This window comes from Pseudomonas sp. 2848, from assembly GCF_003253945.1.
In the GTDB taxonomy this organism is placed as follows: Bacteria; Pseudomonadota; Gammaproteobacteria; order Pseudomonadales; family Pseudomonadaceae; genus Aquipseudomonas.
In genome coordinates, this window is record NZ_QKZD01000009.1 from 164,729 (window position 1) to 188,472 (window position 23,744).

At 60.2% G+C, this 23,744-nt stretch carries 21 protein-coding genes and 1 pseudogene; 14 read left to right on the plus strand and 8 right to left on the minus strand.

Translation table 11 applies throughout. From position 1 onward, the window contains the following. The first annotated feature begins 14 nt into the window (after nucleotides 1-14). The gene (locus DFS21_RS18930; protein WP_110704369.1) at nucleotides 15-1,160 is read left to right on the plus strand and encodes an AAA family ATPase; all 1,146 of its coding nucleotides are present in this window, start codon (nucleotides 15-17) and stop codon (nucleotides 1,158-1,160) included. Nucleotides 1,161-1,175: 15 nt separating this feature from the next. Here DFS21_RS18930 and DFS21_RS18935 read toward each other — a convergent pair whose 3' ends face one another. Beyond that, on the minus strand, nucleotides 1,176-2,108 hold the full coding sequence (locus DFS21_RS18935) for a cyclase family protein (RefSeq protein WP_110704371.1): 933 nt from the start codon (nucleotides 2,106-2,108) through the stop codon (nucleotides 1,176-1,178). Between the two features lie 315 nt (nucleotides 2,109-2,423). On the opposite strand from DFS21_RS18935, the gene DFS21_RS18940 reads away from it, so the two are divergent. Continuing rightward, a complete protein-coding gene (locus DFS21_RS18940; RefSeq protein WP_110703462.1) occupies nucleotides 2,424-3,557 on the plus strand; it encodes an aminotransferase class V-fold PLP-dependent enzyme in 1,134 nt (377 codons plus the stop codon). Nucleotides 3,558-3,710: 153 nt separating this feature from the next. Here DFS21_RS18940 and DFS21_RS18945 read toward each other — a convergent pair whose 3' ends face one another. Beyond that, nucleotides 3,711-3,839: a response regulator gene (locus DFS21_RS18945; RefSeq protein ID WP_111532842.1), complete on the minus strand. Its 129-nt coding sequence runs from the start codon at nucleotides 3,837-3,839 to the stop codon at nucleotides 3,711-3,713. Nucleotides 3,840-3,876: 37 nt separating this feature from the next. Further along, entirely contained in the window at nucleotides 3,877-4,785 is a 909-nt protein-coding gene (locus DFS21_RS18950; protein ID WP_110703459.1) for a LysR family transcriptional regulator, read from the minus strand. 178 nt (nucleotides 4,786-4,963) lie between these two features. On the opposite strand from DFS21_RS18950, the gene DFS21_RS18955 reads away from it, so the two are divergent. The 3 genes from DFS21_RS18955 to DFS21_RS18965 all read left to right on the plus strand — a co-directional run bounded on the left by DFS21_RS18955 (nucleotide 4,964) and on the right by DFS21_RS18965 (nucleotide 7,341). Next, on the plus strand, nucleotides 4,964-6,061 hold the full coding sequence (locus DFS21_RS18955; RefSeq protein WP_111532843.1) for an alkene reductase: 1,098 nt from the start codon (nucleotides 4,964-4,966) through the stop codon (nucleotides 6,059-6,061). Nucleotides 6,062-6,269: 208 nt separating this feature from the next. After that, a complete protein-coding gene (locus tag DFS21_RS18960) occupies nucleotides 6,270-6,746 on the plus strand; it encodes a VOC family protein (RefSeq protein WP_110703454.1) in 477 nt (158 codons plus the stop codon). Nucleotides 6,747-6,864: 118 nt separating this feature from the next. Then, nucleotides 6,865-7,341, plus strand: a complete 477-nt coding sequence (locus DFS21_RS18965) for an Atu1372/SO_1960 family protein (protein WP_214501678.1) — start codon at nucleotides 6,865-6,867, stop codon at nucleotides 7,339-7,341. Nucleotides 7,342-7,405: 64 nt separating this feature from the next. Here the strand turns inward: DFS21_RS18965 and DFS21_RS18970 are convergent, their stop codons facing one another. Continuing rightward, nucleotides 7,406-8,296, minus strand: coding sequence for a LysR family transcriptional regulator (locus tag DFS21_RS18970; protein WP_110703451.1), 891 nt, complete (start codon nucleotides 8,294-8,296; stop codon nucleotides 7,406-7,408). A 106-nt stretch (nucleotides 8,297-8,402) separates the two neighbouring features. On the opposite strand from DFS21_RS18970, the gene DFS21_RS18975 reads away from it, so the two are divergent. The 4 genes from DFS21_RS18975 (at nucleotide 8,403) to DFS21_RS18990 (ending at nucleotide 12,090) form a co-directional block, all read left to right on the plus strand. After that, nucleotides 8,403-9,410 (plus strand): zinc-binding alcohol dehydrogenase family protein, encoded by a 1,008-nt coding sequence (locus tag DFS21_RS18975; protein ID WP_111532844.1) that lies wholly within the window; start codon nucleotides 8,403-8,405, stop codon nucleotides 9,408-9,410. 54 nt (nucleotides 9,411-9,464) lie between these two features. Next, nucleotides 9,465-10,637 carry an L-dopachrome tautomerase-related protein gene (locus DFS21_RS18980; RefSeq protein WP_110703446.1) on the plus strand — a complete coding sequence of 391 codons (1,173 nt, stop codon included), beginning with the start codon at nucleotides 9,465-9,467 and terminating at the stop codon, nucleotides 10,635-10,637. A 209-nt stretch (nucleotides 10,638-10,846) separates the two neighbouring features. Continuing rightward, nucleotides 10,847-11,173, plus strand: a complete 327-nt coding sequence (locus tag DFS21_RS18985; RefSeq protein ID WP_110703443.1) for a putative quinol monooxygenase — start codon at nucleotides 10,847-10,849, stop codon at nucleotides 11,171-11,173. An 11-nt stretch (nucleotides 11,174-11,184) separates the two neighbouring features. Then, the gene (locus DFS21_RS18990) at nucleotides 11,185-12,090 is read left to right on the plus strand and encodes a glycine betaine ABC transporter substrate-binding protein (protein WP_111532845.1); all 906 of its coding nucleotides are present in this window, start codon (nucleotides 11,185-11,187) and stop codon (nucleotides 12,088-12,090) included. A 172-nt stretch (nucleotides 12,091-12,262) separates the two neighbouring features. On the opposite strand, the gene DFS21_RS18995 is transcribed toward DFS21_RS18990, so the two are convergent. Continuing rightward, a protein-coding gene (locus DFS21_RS18995) for an IS5 family transposase (RefSeq protein ID WP_111532846.1) occupies nucleotides 12,263-13,116 on the minus strand; the annotation gives its coding sequence in 2 pieces (ribosomal slippage) (nucleotides 12,263-12,772 and nucleotides 12,775-13,116; 852 coding nt in all). 118 nt (nucleotides 13,117-13,234) lie between these two features. Then, nucleotides 13,235-13,377 (minus strand): annotated as a pseudogene (locus DFS21_RS26995) (type 1 glutamine amidotransferase domain-containing protein); the annotation flags it as partial. Between the two features lie 287 nt (nucleotides 13,378-13,664). Between DFS21_RS26995 and qatA the strand changes: the two are divergent. From qatA to qatD, 4 genes are read left to right on the plus strand one after another with little or no spacing between them, the layout of a single operon-like run. Next, nucleotides 13,665-15,614 carry a Qat anti-phage system ATPase QatA gene (qatA, locus tag DFS21_RS19005; RefSeq protein ID WP_111532847.1) on the plus strand — a complete coding sequence of 650 codons (1,950 nt, stop codon included), beginning with the start codon at nucleotides 13,665-13,667 and terminating at the stop codon, nucleotides 15,612-15,614. 8 nt (nucleotides 15,615-15,622) lie between these two features. Beyond that, nucleotides 15,623-16,465 carry a Qat anti-phage system associated protein QatB gene (qatB, locus tag DFS21_RS27115; RefSeq protein WP_305888034.1) on the plus strand — a complete coding sequence of 281 codons (843 nt, stop codon included), beginning with the start codon at nucleotides 15,623-15,625 and terminating at the stop codon, nucleotides 16,463-16,465. Further along, a complete protein-coding gene (gene qatC, locus DFS21_RS19015) occupies nucleotides 16,462-17,838 on the plus strand; it encodes a Qat anti-phage system QueC-like protein QatC (protein WP_111532849.1) in 1,377 nt (458 codons plus the stop codon). Before qatB ends, qatC begins: the two co-directional genes overlap by 4 nt. Further along, complete coding sequence (qatD, locus tag DFS21_RS19020) at nucleotides 17,835-18,602, plus strand: Qat anti-phage system TatD family nuclease QatD (RefSeq protein WP_111532850.1); 768 nt, start codon at nucleotides 17,835-17,837, stop codon at nucleotides 18,600-18,602. Before qatC ends, qatD begins: the two co-directional genes overlap by 4 nt. A gap of 1,536 nt (nucleotides 18,603-20,138) precedes the next feature. On the opposite strand, the gene DFS21_RS27000 is transcribed toward qatD, so the two are convergent. Both DFS21_RS27000 and DFS21_RS19030 read right to left on the minus strand, forming a co-directional pair. Then, nucleotides 20,139-20,555, minus strand: a complete 417-nt coding sequence (locus DFS21_RS27000) for a hypothetical protein (RefSeq protein ID WP_256591431.1) — start codon at nucleotides 20,553-20,555, stop codon at nucleotides 20,139-20,141. A gap of 540 nt (nucleotides 20,556-21,095) precedes the next feature. Then, nucleotides 21,096-21,833, minus strand: coding sequence for a hypothetical protein (locus DFS21_RS19030; RefSeq protein ID WP_102681988.1), 738 nt, complete (start codon nucleotides 21,831-21,833; stop codon nucleotides 21,096-21,098). Nucleotides 21,834-22,122: 289 nt separating this feature from the next. Between DFS21_RS19030 and DFS21_RS19035 the strand changes: the two genes are divergently transcribed. After that, nucleotides 22,123-23,730 (plus strand): methyl-accepting chemotaxis protein, encoded by a 1,608-nt coding sequence (locus DFS21_RS19035; protein WP_110703433.1) that lies wholly within the window; start codon nucleotides 22,123-22,125, stop codon nucleotides 23,728-23,730. Nucleotides 23,731-23,744 lie beyond the last annotated feature (14 nt).

The following is a 23,744-nucleotide window of genomic DNA, read 5'->3' on the forward strand; positions in this document are numbered from 1 at the left end:
AGGAGCTTCCCGAAATGGATATTCGCCAACTGCAACAACTGGTGCCCGACCCCGGGCACGACATGGACTGCGCCGCTTGCCTTGCGGCCATCCCGGCCCTGGCACGCCTGGCCGACACTCCGCAGGATCCGACCTATCATGCCGAGGGCGATGTGTGGGTCCATACCCGCCTGGTGGTCGAGGCGTTGCTGGCGCAGAGCGCCTACCGCGACGCCAGCGCCGAGCAGCGCTTCGTGCTGTTCTTTGCAGCCCTGTTGCATGATATCGCCAAGCCCGACACCACGGTGATCGACCCGCAGACCGGGCGCATCGGCCAACCCGGCCACTCGCGCCGGGGCACGGTGGATGCACGCCTGCTGCTGTGGCGTGCTGGCGTGCCGTTCGCGCTGCGCGAACAGATCTGCCGGATCATCAGCGTGCATCAACTGCCGTTCTTCGCCCTGCAGGGCGACCGCAGCGGACGCAGCGCGGAGTTTCTGCTGCACAAGCTGTCGTGGGAGCTGCCGGTGTGGATGCTCTGCGCCATGGCCGAGGCCGACATGCAGGGCCGCCACTATGCTGGCAAGGCCGATGTGCTGACCGCCATCGAACTGTGGCGCGAACTGGCGGCAGAGGAGGGGTGTTTGTACGGCCCACGGCCGTTTGCCGACGACTACACGCGTATTCAGTACCTGCGTGGCGCCCGCGTGCACCCGGACTACGCGCTGCACGAACCCCAGGGCTCCCCGGTGGTGATGCTCTCCGGGCTGCCGGCCAGCGGCAAGGACACCTGGACTGCCCGACACCACCCGGACCTGCCGGTGGTGTCGTTCGACGACGCGCGCCAGGCCCTGGGCCTGCGCCACGGCCAGAACGAAGGCGCCGCCGCGCACTACGCCATCGACCGGGCCAAGGCGCTGCTGCGCGAGCGCAGGCCCTTCGTGTGGAACTCGACGCACTTGTCGGCGCAAATGCGCAGCCGGACGCTGGACTTGCTGTACGGCTACGGGGCGCAGGTGGAGATCGTCTACCTGGAGCGGCCGGAGGAGGAGATCATGCAGCGTAACCAGCGCCGGGATACATCGCTGCGCAATGACGATATACGGCGGATGATGTTCAAGTGGGAGGTGCCGTTGCCGACGGAGGCGCATCGGGTGAGGTATGAGGTGGTGACGGGGTGAGTGGCACCCGATCGATCAGTAGATGGCCACCGGGTTGATGTTGACCTGGGTCGAGCCCTTGTAAAGCGGCTGGCCCAGCACGAACAGGAACTCGAAGGCCTTGTCGCGCACCAGTGCGCGGGTGTCGATCAGCTCCAGGTTGTAGATGCCGCGCTTGGCGAGCATGAACTGATTGACTGGGAACTCCTCGCCAGTGGGGTTCGGGTAGACCTCCGAAGCCCAGGTGTCGCCGCCGAACGCGACGATGCCCTGGTCGGCCAGCCACTCGGCCGCCGGTAGGTCGATACCTGGTTCGGTCGCGAGAAACTGCTGGTTGTCCTTACCGATCAGCTCCAGCCAGCCCGTGTTGAACAGCACCACGTCGCCCTTGCGCAGGGTGATGCCTTGCCGTTTCAGCACCGTCTTGATGTCGTTGACGGTGAACGACGTACCGCCCGGCACGATGGCCTTGCCGTAATACGCGGTCATGTCCAGTACCACGCCACGGGTGACCATCGGCGGCACTTTTTCGACACCGAGCTTGGTCACGCCTTCGACGGTTACGAAGTCGGCGGCCTTGTTGCCGTTGTAGTAGACGTTGTCGATGCCGATATGGCCGATGCCGTTGAGCTGGGTGCCGACGCCGGTCCAGCCGTTGACCAACTCGTCGTTGAAGCTGAACGTGTTCTTGCCCAGGGTCTGGCCGGCCTGTTCGCCGGGCTGGATGTTGTAGAGGTGGAAGCTGCGGTGGCGGAAGGCGGGCAGGTCCTTGCTGACGGGGACGGCGAGGGGGTAGGCCTTGCCGGTTTTGACCAGGCTGATGGCTTGCTTGACCACCTCGGGGGTGAGGAGGTTGGCGGCGCCGATTTCGTCGTTTGGACCGTAGGGGGAGGATTGCCAGTTGGCGGCCAGGGTGGATTGGGTGGTGGCCAAGGCTAGGGTGAGTACCAGGGGTTTGAAATAGTGCAATTTGTGGGCTCCTGAACGGGGAATGGTGTCAGGGGCGGATTTTGGGTGGAGGTGGGGGCGAGAAAAAGTGGTGGGTGGGACAAGGAGTTTTGCGTGTGGGGCAAGGAAGTGGACATTGCTGGAAGCCGTTGCCACTCCAACCAGTGGACGCTTGATGTAAATGTGGCTCATTCGATGGCGGGGCGTGATTGTCGCCAAGATGAAGAGGTCGGCCAGGGGCAACGCTGGCGATTGCGGTGGGCCTGATCCCTTGTCATTTGCAATAGCTTAGGGCAGGGTCGATGCCAAGGACAACTCTGCCAAAGGAGCCACACCATGTCGAAGATATATCCCGCTATCGATCCCGAGGGGCTGGTCGAGTATTCGGTGGTCTACACGGACCGCTCGCTCAACCACATGTCCCAGTCGTTTCAGGGGGTGATGAAGAACATTTCAACCACCCTGAAACAGGTCTACAACGCCCAGGCGGTTGCGGTGATCCCGGGCAGTGGCACGTTCGGCATGGAAGCGGTAGCCCGGCAGTTTGCCACCGGCCAGCAATGCCTGGTGCTACGTAACGGCTGGTTCAGTTATCGCTGGAGCCAGATCCTTGAGATGGGCAATATCCCGGCGGCCACAACGGTGCTCAAAGCCCGGCCGGTTGAAACGGGGCGCCAGGCTGCCTACGCCCCGGCCCCTCTGGAAGAAGTGTTGGCGGCCATTGAGTCGCAGAAACCGCAGATTGTCTTCGCCCCCCACGTTGAAACCTCATCAGGGATCATCCTGCCCGATGAGTACCTGCGGGCCGTGGGCGACGCCGTGCATGCGGTGGGTGGCCTGTTCGTGCTGGACTGCATCGCCTCAGGCGCGATTTGGGTTGATATGGACAAATGCGCGGTCGACCTGCTGATCAGCGCACCGCAGAAAGGCTGGAGCGCCTCACCTTGCTGCGCCCTGGTGATGCTCAGCGCTTTGGCCCTCGAGCGCATTGAATCGACGCAAAGCACCAGCTTTGCCTGCGACTTGAAGAAGTGGCTTCAGATCATGCAGGCCTATGAGCAGGGCGGCCACGCCTACCATGCGACCATGCCCAGCGATGCCCTGGCGCGATTCAACGAAGTGATGAAAGAGATGCAGGCCTACGGTTTCGACAAGGTCTGCGACGAACAGCAGGCCCTGGGTGATCGGGTACGCGCGATGATGACCCGCAAAGGCATCAAGAGCGTGGCCGCAGCAGGCTTTCAGGCCCCTGGCGTGGTGGTGAGCTACACCGATGACGCCGATATCAAGAGTGGTAAGAAGTTTGCCAGCCACGGCCTGCAGATTGCCGCCGGCGTGCCGTTGCAATGCGACGAGCCGGCCGACTTCCAGACCTTCCGCATCGGCCTGTTCGGGCTCGAAAAGCTGCACAATCTCGAGCGCACGGTCAGCACCCTTGAGCAGACGCTGGACGAGGTGATGGTTAACTAAGCGCACGGTTGGAGAACCTGCCATGACAACTCTTTCAGGCAGTCATGGACAACGTCATGGTCCATCGTGCGCTGGCAACGTTGGATGTGCTGGTACTCGCGCTGGTACTGGTCGGTGTTCGGTGCTCAAGGGGCTGCGGAAGTACCTTTCAGCTCACTTGCGCAGTTCACCGAGCACCTGGAAACCATCCATCTGCGGCATGGTGATATCGAGGATGATCAGGTCGGGCAGGCTGCTCCTGGCCAGCAGGGTATATGGCTTGGCAGTGTGCGCGGTGGACATGGTGACGATGCCTGTTCGGACTTGAGCGGCAGGCAGCCTACCCCTGCGTCCCGGCCAACGACGTGCAGCGTTCGCGTAGAAAGGCCTGAAGGACCCTGACCCGTTCACTGACCTGAGCCCTGTGCGGGCACATCAGGTAGACCGGCGCAGGCTCTCCCTGCCAGTCGGCGAACAAGACGCGCAACCTCCCGGCACGCACATCCGTGACGACATCGAGCCATGCCTTGTACACGATCCCGTGCCCGGCAAGCGCCCAGCGCCTGGCAACTTCGCCATCATCGCTGCGATAGTCGCCGCGGACCTTGACCTCGCAGACCTCGTCACCACGGCTGAAACGCCAGACATCGTAGGGACGCCCATGACGCTGGTAGATGATCGCCGAGTGGGCGGCCAGCGTCTGAGGTGATGCAGGCTCCCCCTGACGGGCAAGGTAGGCGGGGCTGGCGCAGGCGACCCGATGATGCGCCTCCAGCACCGGCAAGGCCACCAGGCTTGAATCGACCGGGACGCCGAACCGCAGGGCGACATCCACCGGTTCGCCGAACAGGTTGTTGGGGCGGTCATTGAGCAACAGATGCATCTGCAGGTGTGGGTGCGAGACGCGCAACTCATCCAACCAACCCAGCAGTACACTGCGGCCGAAGTCTGAAGGTGCCGCCAGTTGCAATACTCCGGCCAGACCCTGCTGCCCCCCGCGAATCGCCCGTTCTCCTTCGTCCAATGCTGCCAGGGCAAGCCGCGCAGCCTCCAGATAGCGCTCACCCTCCACAGTCAGGCGCTGCTGGCGCGTGGAGCGGGCGAACAGGCGAACCCCCAGGCGCGACTCCAGGCGCTTGAGCGTGAGGCTGGCTGCCGCAGGGCTGATGTCCAGCTCACGCGCCGCGGCCGAGAGGCTACCGGCTTCGGCGGTTCTGACCAGCACTTTCAACTCAGCCAGCCCATGCATTTGTAAGCATCCCTTAAAAGTCATGTGCCAAAAGCCATATTTATCGCACATTTCCAATAATTGATCATGCAGACACCGACAGAGCGCGACGATGTCGCCCCATGTCTCTCGCTTTCAAGTTCGACCACATATGACTACCAGCACCCCAGCCAAGCCCCCCTCTGACCAGGAGCCTCCCATGTCCAGCCCGCAGCAACTCTTCACCCCATACGAACTCGGCGCCCTCACGCTGCCCAACCGCATCGTCATGGCGCCGATGACCCGCTCACGCAGCACCCAGCCTGGAGACGTGGCCAATGCGATGATGGCGGATTATTACGCCCAACGCGCCAGCGCCGGGCTGATCATCAGCGAGGCGACGCAGATCAGCCCCCAGGGCAAGGGCTACAGCTTCACCCCTGGTATCTACAGCGCCGAGCAAGTGGCAGGCTGGCGACAAGTCACCGATGCCGTGCATGCCAAGGGTGGGCGCATGTTCCTGCAGTTGTGGCATGTAGGACGGATGTCCCACGTCAGCTTCCACGACGATGGCCAGCCGGTGGCACCCTCCGCGCTGCGTGCCGATGCGCAGGTATGGGTGGTCGGTGACGATGGGGTAGGGCGGATGGTCGATGTCAGCGAGCCACGCGCCTTGAACCAGGAGGATATCCAGGCGGTGATCGAAGATTATCGCCTCGCCGCCCGGCATGCGCGCGAAGCCGGGTTCGATGGGGTCGAGATCCACGCCGGCAACGGCTATCTGATCGACCAGTTTTTGCGCACCACCTCGAACCTGCGCAATGACGCGTATGGCGGCAGCCGCGAGAACCGTATCCGTTTCCTGATCGACGTCACCCGTGCCGTCGCCGGGGAGATCGGCGCGCAATGTACCGGTGTACGCCTGGCCCCCTTTATCACCGCCCGTGGCATGAACTGCCCGGACGTGATCCCGACCATTCTTCAGGCTGCCCAGACGCTCGACACCTTGGGTATCGCCTATTTGCACCTGGCTGAAGCGGATTGGGACGACGCACCGCAGATTCCGCAACCCTTCCGGCATCAACTGCGCCGCGAATTCAGCGGTGCGATCATCGTGGCCGGGCGTTATACCCTGGCGAGCGGCCAGGCGCTGCTCGATGCCGGTCTGGTGGACCTGGTTGCCTTCGGCCGTCCCTTCGTCGCCAACCCTGACTTCCCCGCGCGGCTGCAACATGACTGGCCGCTGGCCGAGTTCGAGGGCAGCCGCCTGTTCGGCGGTGACGAAGTGGGTTACAGCGACTATCCCACCTATCAGTGACGTGGCGAACGAAGATAAGCGGTGCGTCGAGCCGGATGATTGTCACTTGTGCAATGAAAGTGTTCATGGGCAGGGCTGATTAATCCCGGGCACTGAGCACGCCAGACTCGACACGCGCAATGCCGGTCTTCAACACGATGTACCGGTGCGATGAGCCGCGTGTTCCAACGGCTCGCTTATTGGCATTACCCCCAATCCGGAGGATTTCATGGGCATCCTTAAACTCGACCATTTCACCATCCGCACCCCGCTCTGGGTAGAAACCGCAGCGTTCTTCGAGCACGTGATCGGCCTGGTGCCAGGGCCCCGGCCGGGGTTTCTTTTCCCGGGTTACTGGATGTATGCCGGTGACCAGCCGCTGTTGCACATCGCCAGTGTCCAGGGCGACCCAAAGGAACTGCAGATGTACCTGGGCGACAAGCCAGGCGGGTATGGATCGGGTTCGCTCGATCATGTGTCGCTGCGTTGCGAGGGATTGGAGCAAGTCCAGGCACGATTGCAATCCCTGGGTATTGCGTTTCGTGAACGCGTCATACCACAAATCGGCGAACACCAACTGTTTCTCGAGGACCCTAACGGCATAACCATCGAGATGATCTTCGACTACGTGCCGGGTAGCCGAATCGTTGGCCAGAGCATGCCGCACCTTGAGATTGAAGCGCCTCACACCGTCAGCCCAGATTGACCGCCGTTGGTTCGACAAGGATCTGCGGCGACCTGCCTCCTGCTTGAGTTTTCCTCGGCATGGCGTCCAGGCGCGCCTTGCGCGTGCTTGACAATAACAACAGCACAAGGACCTCACCATGAACATGCTCGACACGCCCGAATCACGCCTGCAAGCTGCCGGCCTGACTTTGCCCAGCCCGGCACCGGCACTGGGCAACTATGTACCCTGGAGCATTGTCGGCAATACGCTGATGACGTCTGGGCAGTTTCCCTGGGTCGATGGGCAATTGCAGTACCGAGGCCGCCTGGGGCGCGATCTCGACCTCGGCCAAGGCTATGCGGCCTGCCGCTTGGCGGCGTTGAACGCGATCGCACAGCTCAAGGATGCGGTGGGTGAATTGAGCCGGATCCGTCAGATTTACAGGCTCGAAGGCGTGCTCAATGTGGCCGAGGACTTCTACGATCATCCCAAGGCGCTGGATGGTGCTTCGGACCTGTTGGTGGAGGTCTTCAACGAGCGAGCCCGTCACACACGCATGATCTGGTCCAACCCCGTGATGCCCATGGACGGCTTCTGCCTGGTGTACCTGTTCGCTGAAATCGATGCCCAGTGAACGGGAGCCCTGATCATGATCCAGGCCAACAAACTGTTCTTCGCCAGTTGCCTGTTCCCGTTGATCAGTCGCGCTCGAGCCCGGCGAAGCGGCACGACAACCAGGCGTGCAACTGCCTCACCGCAGGCGACAACTGCTTGCGGTGCGGGCACACCAGGCTCAGCGGCATGATCGGCCCGGGGTGATCCTGCAACAGTACGACGAGTCGTCCGGCCAGCACGTCGTCGCTCACATCCAGCCAGGATTTGTAGGTGATCCCTTCGCCGGCCACGGCCCAGCGCCGGGCAATATCGGCATCGTCGCAGAGCAGGGCGCCACGCACCTGGACGGTCTGTGCCCCCAGTTGCCACTTGTCGTAGATCCGGCCCTGCTGCATGTACAGCAGGCACTGGTGTTCGCGCAGGTCTTCGGGGGCCTGCACCGCACCTTGCCGCGCCAGGTACTCGGGCGAGGCCACTAGCACCTTGCGGTTCCAAGGCGCCAGTGGCAGGGCGATATAGTTGGCGTCGGCGTTAAGGCCGTAGCGGATGGCGATATCCACCGGGTCACGGAACAGATCGGCGATCTGGTCGGAGAGAAAGAAGCGCAGGTTCAGCTGCGGGTGTTCGCGACGAAACGCCGTGAGCCAGGGCAGCAGCACGTTACGCCCCAGATCGGAGGGCGCGGCCACCTGCAATGTTCCGCTCAACTGGGCGCTTTCCCGATTCAGGTTGTCCCGCCCGTGTCGGAGGGCTTCCAGGGCCGCCAGGGCAGAAGGCAGGTACTGCTCGCCCTCGGCCGTCAGGCGCAGGCTGCGCGTAGTTCGGGCGAACAGCCGCACATCCAGCTCACGCTCCAGGCGCTTGACCGCCTCGGCCGCCTGGCCGGGCAACAAATCGGCCTCGTGAGCCGCCGCGGTAAAACTGCCCAGCGCGGCGCTGCGAACGAAGATGCCCAGGTCGTCGAGACGGATCATTATCACTCCTGCAATGAAAGTGTTCACGGGCAGGGCCCGTTTTTCCCAAGGACCGGACACGCCAGACTGGATTCACGAATCAAACCATATCCAGTAGCGAGTGCCTATGAAAGCGATCAGTTTCATCCACAACGGCTTGCCTATTGAAGACCCTGCGTCTCTTCAAGACATCTTTATGCCCAGGCCGAACCCAGGGCCAAGGGACCTTCTGGTCGAGGTCAAGGCCGTGTCGGTCAACCCCGTCGACACCAAGGTGCGCGCTGGCACTTTCACCCGTGAGCCGAAAATACTTGGCTGGGACGCGGCCGGGATCGTCCGTGAAGTCGGGCCGCAGGTGACCCTGTTCAAGCCAGGTGACCAGGTGTACTACGCAGGTTCCATCGCCAGGCCCGGCAGCTACAGCGAATATCACCTGGTCGACGAACGTATCGTTGGGCATCAACCACGCAGTCTGGGTGCAGCGCAGGCAGCTGCGCTGCCGCTGACAGCCATCACCGCCTGGGAACTGTTGTTCGATCGCCTGGGTATCGTGGAGGGCGGCGGAGAGGGCGATGCCCTGCTGATCGTCGGCGCCGCCGGCGGCGTCGGTTCGATGCTGGTGCAGTTGGCCCGGCAACTGACCCGCCTGACGGTTATCGGCACGGCCTCCCGCGCCGAGACCGCAGACTGGGTGCGCGAACTGGGCGCCCATCACGTCATCGACCACAGTGCGCCGCTGCAAGGGCAACTGCGTGCCCTGGGGATCGAGTCGGTCAGCCATGTCGCCAGCCTCACCCATACCGATCAGCACTTCGCGCAACTGGTTGAAGTGCTGCGGCCGCAAGGCCGCCTGGGTGTGATCGACGACCCGCAGACCCTCGATGTCATGCCGCTCAAGCGCAAGTCGCTGTCATTGCACTGGGAGTTGATGTTCACCCGCTCGCTGTACGAGACCGACGACATGGTGTGCCAGCACGCGCTGCTTGAGCGCGTGGCCGGGCTGATCGACCAGGGCATCCTGCGCACCACTCTGGGCGAGCATTTCGGAGCCATCAACGCCGCCAACATGCGCCGTGCCCATGCGTTGGTCGAGAGTGGCAAGGCGCGCGGCAAGATCGTTCTGGAAGGCTTCTGAAACCTATTTGACAGACAACGGCGGACCCGCCGATCCGGTCCGCCAGGAGCAAGCATGCTTAAACAAACCGTGTTTCTCTGCGCCGCACTGACGGCAGGTATGTCCTCTGCACAGGTTATCGATGCCAATGCGCTTTCTGCGCATGCGCCCGCAGAGCGGGCATTCGGCAAGCTCGAGCAGGTCCATGCATTCCATGACGCCATGCCGACAGGCGTCACCGTCGCCGAAACCGGGCGCATCTTCGTCAACTATCCGCGCTGGGGCGACAAGGTCCCTTTCACCGTTGGCGAGCTTCGTGACGGCGAGGTCCGGCCTTTTCCGGACCTGTCGTTGAATCAGGAGGACCCGAAGGACCCCGCAAAGGGATTGATAAGCGTGCAGAGCGTGGTGGCCGATGGCCGGGGCCGCGTCTGGCTGCTGGACACTGCGGCACCGGGGTTTCAGACGCCGCGCCCTGGTGGTGCGAAGCTGATCGCGGTCGACCTGGCGAGCAATCGAATCGTCAAGCGGCTGGTGTTCCCGGAAAACGTGATGTTGCCCAGCACCTACGTCAATGACATGCGCTTTGATTTTCGCCATGGCGCCGAAGGCACGGTCTATGTGACCGACTCCTCGCTGCGCGGTCCAGGGGCGATCATCGTGATGGACATCGCCAGCGGGCGTGCCGAGCGCCGTCTCAGTGGTGCCCTCTCGACCTCCGTGGCACCAGGCTTTGTTCCGGTAGTCGAGGGGACACCGCTGATGGCGAGCCAGCCGGACGGCACATCGAAACCATTGTCGGTGGCGTCCGATGGTATCGCCTTGTCAGCCGATGGTCAGACGCTCTACTTCACGCCGCTGTCGAGCCGGCACTTGTATGCCGTGTCCACCGCCTTGTTGCGCGACCCTGCCATCAGCGAGCAACGGCTTGCCGCAGCCGTGGAGGACCTCGGTGAAAAGGGCGCCTCCGATGGGATGGAGGCCGACGCCGAGGGCGCTGTCTATGCCGGCGATTACGAGCATAACGCCATCCGCAAGCGCTGGCCGGACGGGCGCTGGCAGACGCTGGTGCATGATCCGCGACTGCTTTGGCCCGATACCCTGTCGATCGGGCCGGATGGCTACCTGTACTTCATCGCCAACCAACTGCACCGCCAGGCGTTGTTCCAAGGCGGGCGGGACCTGCGGCAGAAACCCTATGCCTTGATGCGCCTGAAGATCAATGCGGCGCCGGCACCGACCCATTGAGCACTTGTTGATCGACAGTGAACCCAACTTGCTCTACCGCTATACCAGCAAGCCACGGGCGACACAGATGTGATCGGTATTTTCACTGCAGCCGTGAAAGTGTTGACGCGCAGTCCAGGTTACTCCGGGCGAGCTGCCCGCAGACACTGACACACACCTCGAGGCAGGCCTTACCGCGCCTGCCTTGGACAACCGACCAGGAGCACGATATGAACCGACAGGATCACCCCCTTGTTTCCCTTGCCATCCTCAAGGCCAGGCAGGGCCAGGCACCGGCACTGAAAGCGGCCTTGCTGGCCTTGATCGAGCCAACCCGAGCGGAGCCCGGCAACCGCGACTACATGCTGTTCGAACGCAGCGACGAGCCCGGGACGTTCTACATGCGCGAGGCGTTCGACCACCAGCAGGCCCTGGACACGCACCTGGCCACCGCACACTTCCAGCGTTTTGCCGAGCAGGCCGACCAGCTGTTGGCGGAGCCCTTGCAACTGATTTTTCTTGACCCGGTTTCATCTGCCGTTGCGCCCCATCCCTGAGGGGGCAGGCAATGCGACCGGTCAAGCGCAGACAATTCATCCAGGCCCTGGCCACTGTGGCTTTGCTGCCAGCGGCATTGGCGCGTGGGCACATGCAAGAGAGAGGGGCAAACATGGTCAGGCTCGGCGTCACCGACTTGTCTTTTCACCATGCAACAGCAGCGGTCGTGGCCCTGGTGTTGCAACGCATGGGCTTCGTGGTGAAGCGTTCCAGCGCGCCTCACGAGCGCAACTTCGAGCGGCTGCGCGAGGGCGCGATCGACATGCTCGCGTCGGCGTGGATACCTTCAAGCCATGGACTTTACAAGGCACAGGTTGAGGAACAGGTAGCAACCCGTGAGCTGGGGCTGCATTACACGCCCTATGCATTATGGGGGGTTCCCGATTATGTACCGGAATCGATGGTCGCGTCGGTAGAGGACCTGCTTGACCCCAGCGTCAGCGCACGCATGCACAAACAGATTCAAGGGATAGGGGCGGGCGCCGGCATTACCCGCTTCTCCCTGAAAATGATGGTCGACTATGACCTGGTGAGTGCCGGGTACAGTTTCCGTACCGGGACCCAGGAGCAATGCGTCGCCGCCTATGAGCAACTGGTGCGTGAGGGCAAGTGGGGAATAGTGCCGCTCTGGCACCCGCAGTTCCTGCATCACAGCTATCGGATCCGCGAGCTCAAGGACCCCAAGGGTTTGCTGGGCAGTGTTGACCGGGCCGTATTGCTCGCACGGGACGACCGGCTATCGGGTTTCAGTGCCGCACAGCTGCAGGTGCTCGACAACATCCGCCTGGACAACACCATCGTGGCCGAGCTCGACCACGCCATCAACCGCTGCGGCGCGAGCCCTGACGAAGCAGCGCGCGCCTGGTTCGAGAAGCACCCGCAGGTGCTGGCTTCGTGGTTACGGCCAGTGTCCTGAATCCAGGGGCGTTGCACGGCTCCTAATCGACGACACGGTTTTGACAGATCGTCCCCTGATACACGGATCATGCGCAACTGGCGTCGGGCCTTTCGGCGAGGCTGCAGAGGAGGGCGCTCAAGACCCGAATGGGGTGGCCGCTGCGCTATCAGCGGTGCATAGGACGGATGTACTAGGCACTGTACGAAAAGTGATGTTGTAAACACCGCCGCCAGCAAGCCAGCGCGACCATCGCAGCGAAGCTTTCCGCTAGCTTGCAATAGCGTGTACCCAGGTGGCGGTGCTCCTTCAACCAACCAAACAGCCGTTCGATAGCGTTCCGCTGCCGATACTTGGGCTTGTCAAAAAGGCGCGGTAGGCCCGGCTTCGGTTTGCGCTTCATGTCACGCAGCGGAATCACCGGCTGCATTCGATAGCGGTCGCAGTATTGCCGCAAGGATTCTGCGTCATAGCCTTTGTCGGCCAGGAGCCAGCGGCAGCGCTTGCGTGGCCTACCTCGATTCAAAGGGATGTGGACACTGTCAAGCAGTCGCTGAGCATGGGAGATGTCGCTGGCATTACCACCAGAGAGCGTGAAGTGGAGTGGGATGCCACGGGCGTCACTGACCATGTGAATTTTCGTCGTCAACCCGCCCCGGCTTCGTCCAAGTGCGTGGTCCGTTGGTTCGTCAGCCCCCCTTTTTTGCCTGCTCCGGCAGAGGCACGGGTGGCCCTCACGGCGGTTGAGTCGATGCACCAGGTGGTTAAGTCAATCTGGCCCTGTGCATTGAGTTTGAGGTGTAGCCGCTTGAGCATCTTGTTGAAGGTTCCTTGGTTTCGCCAGTCTCGAAATCGTTGATAGACCGTCGACCACGGCCCGAATCGTTCAGGCATGTCCCGCCAGGTTGCACCGGAGCACAGCACCCACAACACGCCGTTGAGCATCAAGCGATCGTCAACTCTTGGGCGTCCTGTACGTCGATGTGCGGTGAAGAGGTCTGCGACTATTTCCCATTCTGCGTCGGAAAGTTCGTATCGCTTGGACATGGCAGAATCCTTCGCCTAAAAAGCGAGAACTCTACGGAAAATCAGGCTTCCAGAGGCTCCGGTGAGGTTTCAAAGGTTTTCATACAGAACCTAGGAACGGTACGACATCGATCAACTAAACGGCGGCTTCTTCGCCATGGGTGAGGCCAGTCACTCGGCGGCCCTTGTCAGTGGGGCGCCGTCAGCGGCTGGGACATGGCGCAGGGCGCCTGGTGCATGGCAGACAAATCCGATTGATTTGCCCGCGCGCTCGAACGACTCGGTGCTGCTACTGCTGGTCTTTGGCGCTGTCATGGTGGTCGGGGCTGGGAAGTTTCTCCATTGATGGCTTACTCCTGTCCAGTAAATGGTTGCCAAGCTGGGCCAGGTGTCTTGCTGCGAGTCGCACCTGCAACGACAGTAGCAAAATGGCTTATTGACATCATTGAATTGACTTTGGCCTACTCGTGGCACCTAGTGACCGCCTCAAGCGTGATGTGAAAACGGCCCTCTCATTGCCGACTTCATGCTCAGGGTTTGATCTCAAATGCTAGAAAGGGAGTTCCCGCATGTTCCTGAATGACCAGGAAACAGCTACCGATCTGCTCTATTACGCCCCCATTGCCAAGACGGTTCAGCGCCTGCTGCGCGAGTCGCGGGGCACCCCAGTCACGATTGGTGTGCACGGTGACTGGGGGGCGGGTAAGTCCAGCGTCCTTAAGATGACTCAGCAACTGCTCAACGCTGAGAAGCGCGTCTGCTGCATTTGGTTTAATGGGTGGACGTTCGAAGGCTTTGAGGATGCGAAGACTGTCGTCATCCAGACCATTGTCGATGAACTACAGCGTGCGCGCCCTGGCTCAAAGAAGGTCGCCGACGCCGCGAAGAAGGTCTTGCGGCGCGTCGATTGGTTCAAGCTGGCCAAGCATGCCGGAGGGCTGGGGCTCACCGCCTTGACGGGTATTCCTAGCATTGACCAGCTCAAAGGGGCCGTGGAGTCTATTTCCGCCTTCGTGCAAGCCCCAGGCGAGCACCTGAGCCTGGACAGCCTCACCGGTCTTGCTGAGAAGGCCGGTGGCTTCATCAAGGATGCAGAAAAGGAATCCGAGCAGTTACCCGACCACATGCACAAGTTTCGCGCCGAATTCGAAGAGCTCCTGACAGCCGCAGACATTGACCAGTTGGTGGTTATCGTTGATGACCTTGATCGATGCTTGCCCAAGACTGCCATCGCCACGCTGGAGGCTATTCGGCTCTTCCTCTTCGTCAATCGGACAGCATTCGTAGTCGGCGCCGACGAGGCCATGATCGAGTATGCGGTACGCGAGCATTTCCCTGACCTGCCACAGGGCGCAGGGCCAGTAACCTATGCGCGCAACTACCTGGAAAAACTCATTCAAGTCCCGTTCCGTATTCCAGCTCTGGGCCTTGCTGAAACCCGCAGTTACATCACGCTTCTGCAATTGGAGAGCGTAATCAAAGCCGATGGTGAGCAATTCAAGAAGCTCTTGACCGCGGCTCAGAAGGACATGCTCCGGCCCTGGAAAAGCAGCGGCCTCGACCGCAAAGCCCTGATTGGCGCCTTCGGCGATCCGCTTCCAGATTATGTGCAGGAAGCACTGGATACCAGTGCATTGTTGGCGCGAATCTTGAGCGAGGGTACTCGAGGTAATCCCCGGCAGATCAAACGATTCCTGAACTCGATGTTGCTGCGCCATGCCATCGCCGAGGCTCGAGGGTTTGCTGACGATATCCGACGCCCAACACTTGCGAAAATCATGCTGGCCGAGCGTTTCCACCCCGATTTTTACGAGCAACTCGCCCGGATCGCGAGTTTGGATGCAGATGGAAAGGTTCCCGCTATCGCCGAGATGGAAAAACGGGCCAAGAAGTCTAAAGGGGATGCTTCAGAGTCGGAGGAGGGGAAAGGCTCTGGCAAGCTCAAGGCAGTGGCCAATTCCAGCGAAGTGAACGATTGGGAGAAGAGTGATTGGATCAGCAATTGGATGGCAATCGAGCCCGCACTGACCGACGTTGATCTGCGGCCCTACATCTTTGTGACTCGCGACAAGCGAAGCTCTTTGATGGGGCAGGTCACCGGGAGTCATTTGGAGGCGCTCGTCGAAAAGCTCATGGGTCCGCCAATGCACATCCGCCAAGCAGCAACCAAGAAGGATATTCTGGCGTTAGCTGAGCTTGATGCTGAAAATGTTTTTGACACACTCCGCGACAGGATAATCCAAGCGGATGACTTCTTGAACCAACCCAAAGGCGTCGTGGGGTTGATTGAACTCGTCAAACAGCGCCCCGTGTTACAGAAACGCCTGGTCGAGTTCGTTCGCTCGCTCCCCACTCCAAAACTTGGGATGTGGGCACCCGCCCCATGGTATGAGTGCCTCAGGGATACAAACGCCATCCAGGGAGTTGATGGCATTCTGAGGGGGTGGAGCCAGCAGATCGAAAACGAGAACCTTCAGACAGCAGCCAAGCGTGTACTCGAGCTCAGTGGGAAATCATAAGGATTGATATGGGTACCTCCAAAGGATATGGAGGCCCGAGCTCTGGCTTGGTGCCCTCCTGGATTGATGATGTCTCTCAGCCGGCTGCCCCAGCCGGTCAGCCGAATGGGCCAAGCCCATCAAATCCATCCCATCCCGGCACCGCCCCGTCAGCGCCGGTGAACAATGATGGTACCGGTTCGCTGCGGGGCGCCCGCAGCAGCTTCACTCGATTTGCTCGCACAGGAAGCCCCAGTGACTTGGGGAACGCTTTGTCTTCCTATGTGCGTAAAGGCGTAGGCGGTTCCTCTAGAGGTGCTCGACGCATGGGGACGTCACGTGCCACTGCGGCGAAACTGCTCAGTATCTTCGGAGATGTTCAGCGCAACGGTGCAGCGGAAACGCTGCGGCGATTACAGCTCACTGTGGCCCCGGGGCAACCAGCATCTCAAGTGTTGCTCACGCTGCTTGAGTTCATTTGCCCGCCAGGTGGCGCGATTGATGAAGGAGTTGCTCGTCAGGCTGCACTCAAGACGATCGTAGAACTGGATGAGGCAGGCACCGGCAGCTTCGAGGACATGACTCATGCAGACCGGCAGAACTTTTTCCTCGATTTTGTAGCAAACTCGATTGAAAGCATGATCATGGCGGACTTGGGGGGCAGGGGTATCACCCTGCCGGATGACGTGGATGCAGTTGAGCACCTCCAGTCCCAACTGAGCTCCTTTATCACGGGTTGTACACGTGGGCAGCTCGCCAACAGGCTGGAACAATGGCCAGCCCCCACTGACCAGGAGGTCAACCAGGTTACCTCCGCAATCTATGAGGCCGCGTTCGATCTGATCGCAACTGCAGCGGAGAATCTGGAATGAGGCATCACAGTCTTATCTGCCGGCTTGGCCAAACGGATGACCAAGATCTGGCTCTGCTCGAACCAGGCAGCGTCATCACCAACATCCCGTTTTTAGACGGATCTGGGCGGCTGCAGTTCGGTATTGGTCAAGCTATTGAGCAGCTGGCTGAATTGGGGCTGAGCCCAGGAGAAACTGCAGTCGACCTCGCACTCCTGGCTGCAACCCTTACCGCGGCAGACACCCGAATCTCAAGGAATACCGAATCGGAAAACGCTTGGACAAGAGAAATCGATCTCTACGTACCGGTCGCTGATCCTGCGTTATGGTCAGGGACGTCAAATCTTCTGGAAGCGACATTGAAGTTCCTCACCGGTGATCGCTGGCGCCTGGTGTTTCGCGAACGGCCCACCGATATCGATCGGCTCTCTCCCGCCCCGGAGAGCTTGAGAGCCGATGAATCGGATAGCGTCTGCCTGTTCTCTGGTGGTATGGACAGTTTCATTGGCGCTATCAACCTACTAGATTCTGGCAGTCAACCTCTCCTTGTGAGTCATTATTGGGACACTAACAGCACCAGTACCTATCAGAACGATTGCCGTGCTGCGCTGCAGGAGCGGTTTTCAGAAACTTCGATCAATCATGTGCAGGCCCGTGTGGGCTTTCCGCACGAACTGGTGGACGGTGGCGGGAGCGAAGATACGCTGCGAGCGCGCTCATTCCTGTTCTTCGCTTTGGCAGCTATGGCTGCAGAAGCGATCGGCGACTCGATCACAATCCATGTGCCTGAAAATGGCCTGATCTCTCTCAACGTCCCCCTGGATCCACGCCGCCTGGGTGCATGTAGCACCCGCACGACGCACCCGTATTACATGGCACGGGTGAATGAGCTCTTTGGGCGCTTGGGGTTAAGCACCAGGCTGTTCAACATGTTCAGCCATCTCACAAAGGGACAGATGGCGGAGCAGTGCGCAGATCCTGAATTCCTAGCGGATCATGTGCATCTTACGATGTCGTGCTCATCACCTGGAAAGGCGAGGTACAATCCTGACCCTTCAAATCGATCCCCTAAACACTGTGGTTCCTGCGTCCCCTGTATCATCAGGCGAGCTGCGATCCATCGCGGGTGCGGGCCAGATCAGACCCCGTATGTCATCCCGGATCTGCATGCTCAGACGCTGGACACGAACAAGTCTGACGGCGAACATATCCGCTCTTTCCAGCTGGCCATTGCTCGCCTCAAGCGTGCACCACACCGAGCAAAATTTGCGATCCACGAGCCCGGGCCGTTGATCGATCACCCTGACCGCCTCGATGACTTTGAACAGGTCTATCGGGATGGGTTGCTGGAGGTCGACGATTACCTCGAGGGCGTGACAGCCATACCGCTATGAAACAGCAGAAGAACTCAATTCCAAAGTGGGTGGACTTTCACTGCCATCTAGACCTCTATCCCGACCATGAGCACCTCATTGAAGAGTGCGATCAGGCAGAAGTCGCCACCTTGGCCGTGACCACCACCCCGAAAGCATGGCGACGCAACCGTGAGCTTGCAGCATCGGCTCGGCATGTCCGGGTTGCGTTGGGGTTACACCCTCAATTGGTTGCAGAGCGCGAGTCAGAACTGCCGCTCCTAGAACGCCTGCTTGAAGAGACCCGATACGTTGGAGAGGTGGGCCTCGATGCAGGCCCTCAGTTCTATCGAAGTTTTGAGGCCCAGGAGCGAGTGTTCAAAAGGGTACTCGAGGCTTGCTCGGAGCAGGGTGGGAAGATTCTCACTGTCCACAGCATCCGAAGTGTCGGTAAGGTGCTTTCTCATATCGAGCACCTGCTCCCGAGTGACCGGGGGACTGTGGTTCTTCACTGGTTCACCGGGTCGCCCAGTGAAGCCAAGCGGGCAGTCGAGCTTGGGTGCTATTTCTCAATCAACTCCCAGATGCTGACCTCAGCCAAGCATCGGAAGCTTGTCGCGTCGCTCCCGCCTGAGCGGCTTCTCACTGAGACCGATGGCCCGTTTGTGCAGCGCGATGGCCGCCCTACCAGGCCCGCCATCGAAATCCCCAAAACGGTACATGCGTTGGCGCAACTTCGGGAGCAAACACCCGAGCAAGCCGCCGTCCAGGTCATCAGCAACCTGCGGGATCTAGTTCGCACCTAAGGGCTCAACTGCTTGCGCGCGGATCTTCTTGAAGAGCGGGGGAAAGAGGGTCTTCAAGCAGGAAAACCATCTACTCCAAGGCAATTCCGGCGGCGCCGTGCGCTGGGGTTACCGATTTCGATGGTGCTTCTACGGCTTCTAATGAACGTGGCCTGATGCGAGAAGTGGAGAACTTCCGCTCTCACCCCCCGGCGGTGATGTTCGCTTGGGAAAACGCCTAAAGAAGTAACATCGGATCGAGCGCTCACCTGTGCAAGATGTATTTGGTATTTCTCCGATTAAGGTAAAGAACCTAGACGACTGGACGATATATATCAAATCATTTTCTGGGAAAAACCAATGTTTCCTCTCTGGCGTCTTGAGCTTCTGATAGAAGATTGCTTCAACGGTCTCAAAGCTTGTTACAGGTCAGCCCGGAATCGGGTACCTAGTTCAAATCTGATGCCTGCTCTCTCTCTGGCTGCCACTATTGGATCGACCGCGGCTGCCTTCTTGGCCTGGGACGCCGCACGTAATGCTAACCAAGTTGCGGCTGCCTCCCAGGCGCTGGCGCTGAAGGTTTACAACGATCAGGTTGCGCTCGGGCATCCTTCTATATCCGTGCTGTCTGGAGAGAGCAGCATCTCCCTTGAGCCCGCAAGAAGACATCGCGTAGAGGGTGTTCACGATTATGTTGCATCCATAATCTTAAGAAACTCAGGACAGCGCGACTCGCCACGGGTCTGGGTAGCGCTCTACGTCGATGGTTTTATCTCAACTCCAGCCAGAGCAACGTTGGCAACACTACCAAGCGGGTTAGACGTGAGTGTCCGCATCCCGCTAGGCAGCCCCTTTGGGGTCGATGGGGAAGAACATTCTTGGATTGTCGCGATCCTTTATCAGGACGAACTGCCGTTTGCTGGAGTAAATACTTCGACTGAGCTGTCTCCCTCCCAACAGCTACGCCTTGTATGCACCCCACCAGTTATCTTTCAAGGCACCTCATGGCCTAAAGAACACGGTTTAGACCCTGCAATCAGGGTGTTCTCGTCCGGTTCGCCCGTTGCTATTGAACCGCAGCCGTCAATGGTAAGTGGCGATTCAAATGCCCGAAAAGCCTGGGAGGCGAGAAAAGAGGTCATACGCGCAGCTCAGGTAACCAAAGCGTGTATGGAGGTTACGAACTAGCTATCCTTCACGCTTCTGGACAGAGGGCGAGCAGACTGTGATTAGTTTGTCATTGACATTGCGCTTCACGTACAAATGGCTACGTAGCCAGGCACAGGTAACTGTTCTGGAAGCGGCGGGGGCTATTAACCCCTGTCGCGCATACCGACGCCACGCACAGAGAGACTACGTTCTTGGTCATGCGAGTGGGAATAGACATTCTGAGTAGTGCTGAGACTGTTATGGCGCAAGTCCATCTGCAGATTCTTCGGACTACGCAGTGGCGCATCGAAAGTTTCAGAGTTATGCCGCAGCCAGTGCGCAGACGCCGCACGCAGGCTATTCATCTCGTGCTCTTCGCGCTCCTCATCGCGCATTCGCGCCACAGCGTTATCGAAGACTGATTGGAGGAGGGCGCGTACTTGTCGCCCTGACAGCCCTGAGCGACCTCGAAGCGTCATCCCTGACTGCGACCTTGCCGGCTTTGTTGCCTTTTCCGATCACGTGGTACCACCAGTTGCCCTCTGGATCCTGGCGAAAGTCACCCATGACCGGGGGCCAGTTCGGCCGGCCGACAATGTCGGAGACCCGGAGATACATCGCAAACAGTGTGGCGACGATGAATAGAGTGCGCTCGTGCCGCTCTGGCTCATCCTGGACCATCCGTTCAGCGGTCTCCAGCACATAGTCCCACTGCAAGGGCGTCAGGGCGCGATTGGAGCCTTCTTCTTGCGGCGCTCCACGGTTGAGGGTGCGCTTCTTGATCATCCGGAAAGGGTTAGCCGCAGCTGTCCCGTCTTCGATCATTTGGAAGTTCCCGGTTTTCGGGGGCTTCAGGGCTTTCTTGGTGAAGTGGGCGTATGGATTTTCCACTCATTGTTTTAAAGGATGGCCGCAAAATCTCAGGAAGCGCCGATTGGGCCGTACGGCGATCTCGCGTTGATTTGCGTTCAATTGAGCGTGATTTGGATTAGCAGGAGCGTCGGCGAGCATTGTTGTGCGCAATTAGGTGGATAAGGTTCAGGCCAAGAACCACGAGGGGTTGAGGGGATCTAGCAGTTTCAGATGAATCGGGTTCAGCGTGTTATTTTGGCTTCCGTCAGGGCTGCCGATTGCTAGATAGAGTACCTTGGGCGGGCCGGCGTTTTGATGGAATGTCCACTCATTACGTCTTAGGGATTGGTGGCTCGAAATGTCCACTCAAACCTTTCATTTCGCTGAATGGTCCGGCCGGTCCCGTAATACTCCATTTAACATAATATACATTATGCGTAGGTTCGTATTGAGCACCATGCCCAGAGGGAGGCCAGATTTCAGCCTCCATCAAAGCCCCATTGCCAGTCCAGCTCACTGGTACGTCAATTCCTTCGGTACTCCATACCGACCGCCGTCATAATCCAGGCTGAACGTCTTCGTCCTCGACTTGACCTCCATTTCTTCACAGTCATCCTCGCCCTTGAGAACGGCCTGCCTGCCAGTCGAAACCTCGGTAACCCGCAATCGGCTGAATCCATCCTTGCCAGGTTTGCCAATCGCCAGGGTCCGCTTCGTCTCGCCGAATTCACCGGCGCAGACACCGTCCCATTCGCCATTGCTCTCGCTTACCACCAACTGCCCCATGATCTGCCGCAACTGCGAACCGTCGGTTACGTAGAGATTCAGGGTTTCGCTGCCGAACGGATTGACCCGTGACGAGCCTGTATGACTGATGCGCACGCCAAATGCCCGCAGTCCGGGCGCGACCTGGTAACGTGCGGTGTCCAGCGTCAGGCCTGAAAACCGCACCGCGTCGGAAGCGATCGCAGCCTCCTGGTAACTGTGGGCTATGACCTTGCCGCTGGCGGCATCGGCCACCAGCACATCCAGGCCGTAATCGCCTTGCCCGTATTCATCGACGTTCACCATCAAAGGCAAGACTGCCAGCACCTGACTGGCGTCTGCGGGATTGACCTTGCAGACCACAAACTCGGTGGCGAGCTCCAAGGTTGGATGCAGGTCTTGGGCCCAGGTTTGCAGGTGCTGCGTGCAATCGCCCCAGGCGATCATGGGGGCAAGCAACAGCGGTAACACGGCGAATCGACGCATGAAGATGTCTCATTCCTTTGATGTTTTTGCCAAGGTAAGCGAGTTGGGCGAAAACTTCACACGCTTGATAGATTCCAGCAACACGTCCCTGCGCCCTGCTCAGTTTTTAATAACCGTAAAGTATAACTCAACTAAATAAACATTTAGTTGAGTTATATGCATAAACCAGGAAATTCTGAAGCCGTGACATGAGCCTACTGCCTACCCTCCTCCACAGACCTGTTCCGGCCAGCGAAATACCTCCAACCATCTATGCTCACCAAACCCACCCCACGGAGCTTGTTCGAAAATGGACATTCGCCAGAAAACCATCGGGTTCGGTCTGGTCAGCATCCTCGCCGCCCTGTTGCTCGGCGGTAGCGGCCTGCTCGCCGAGCATGACCAGAACCAGGCGTTGCAACGTAGCGAGGCCAGCATGGCGGCCCTGCGCAATCATATGGAAGGCGACATGATGCACGATGCGCTGCGCGCCGATGTGCTGGCCGCCCTGCTGGTCAAGCCGGGCGATACAGACACCGCCAACCAGGTGCTGGCCGACCTCGACGAGCACGCCAAGTGGTTCCGCAGCGTCGTGCAAAGCAACCTGGAACTGCCTCTGGACACTGACCTGCACCAGGCCATCAACGACCTGGGCCCCCTCCTCGACCACTACATCGCCAGCGCCACCTCGATCATTCAGTTGGCATTGCAGTCGCCTGAACAGGCCCAGGCGCAGCTACCTGCCTTCGTCGCCGCCTTCAAGGAGCTGGAGCAGCGCAACAGCACCCTCAGCGACTTGATCGCCGGCAATGCCGACAAGAGCCGCGAACAGAGCACCGCCACCCTGCATCAGGGCATCAGCGTGCTGGTGGCCGGTATGATCCTGGCGACCCTGGCGTTGGTGCTGTGCACCTTCCTGCTGCTGCGCTCGATCCTGCGGCCATTGAGCCAGACCATGGCGGTTGCCGAGCGTATCGCCCAGGGCGACCTCACCACCGCGATCGAGGTCCACGACCGTGATGAAACCGGGCATCTGTTGCGTTCGCTGGCGGACATGCGTGACAGCCTGGGCAACATGATCAAGGCCATCCATGAAGAGAACCTGCTGCTGCGCGAAGTGGCCGACGAGCTGGGCCAGGCCTCCAGTAGCCTGGTGCAGCGTACCAGCCAGCAGTCCGACAGCGCCGTGAGCATGGCCTCGGCCACCGAGCAGATGATCGCCAGCCTGGCGCGGATCGCCGACCACGCCCGCGATGCGCAGGCCATTTCCGGGCAGTCCGAGCGCCTGGCCAGCGACGGCGGCGAGGTCATCCTCAACGTGGTTGGCGGTATGCAGGGGATCGACGAAGCGGTCAACCGTTCCTCTGAAACCATTACCGTGCTGGGGCAAAGCTCGGAAGAGATCCACTCGATCATCCAGGTGATCAACACCATCGCCGAGCAGACCAACCTGCTGGCCTTGAACGCGGCCATCGAAGCCGCCCGTGCCGGCGAGGCCGGGCGCGGGTTTGCCGTGGTCGCCGACGAAGTGCGGGGCCTGGCCGGGCGCACGGCGCAGTCGACCCGGGAGATCACCGGCATGATCGAACGTATCCGGCAAAGCACGGGCAACGCCGTCGACAGCATGCAGACTGGTGTCACTCGGGTGCGCGCCGGCGTGGAGCTGGCCACTCAGGCCGGGGCGTCGATCCAGCAGATTCGTGAAGGCGCCCGCCGCGCCGCGTCGGTGGTCGAAGAAATCTCGCAGACCATCGGTGAGCAGACCCGGGCCAGCCAGGATGTCGCCCAGCAGGTCGAGCTGATCGCCCGCATGTCGCGGGACAGCACCGACACCACGCGGCAGCTGGCCTCGGCGGCTCAGCGCCTGGGCGAGATTGCCCAGGGCATGCAGGCGAGCGTGTCGCGGTTTCGCGTGTGATTGGGCAGGCGCTT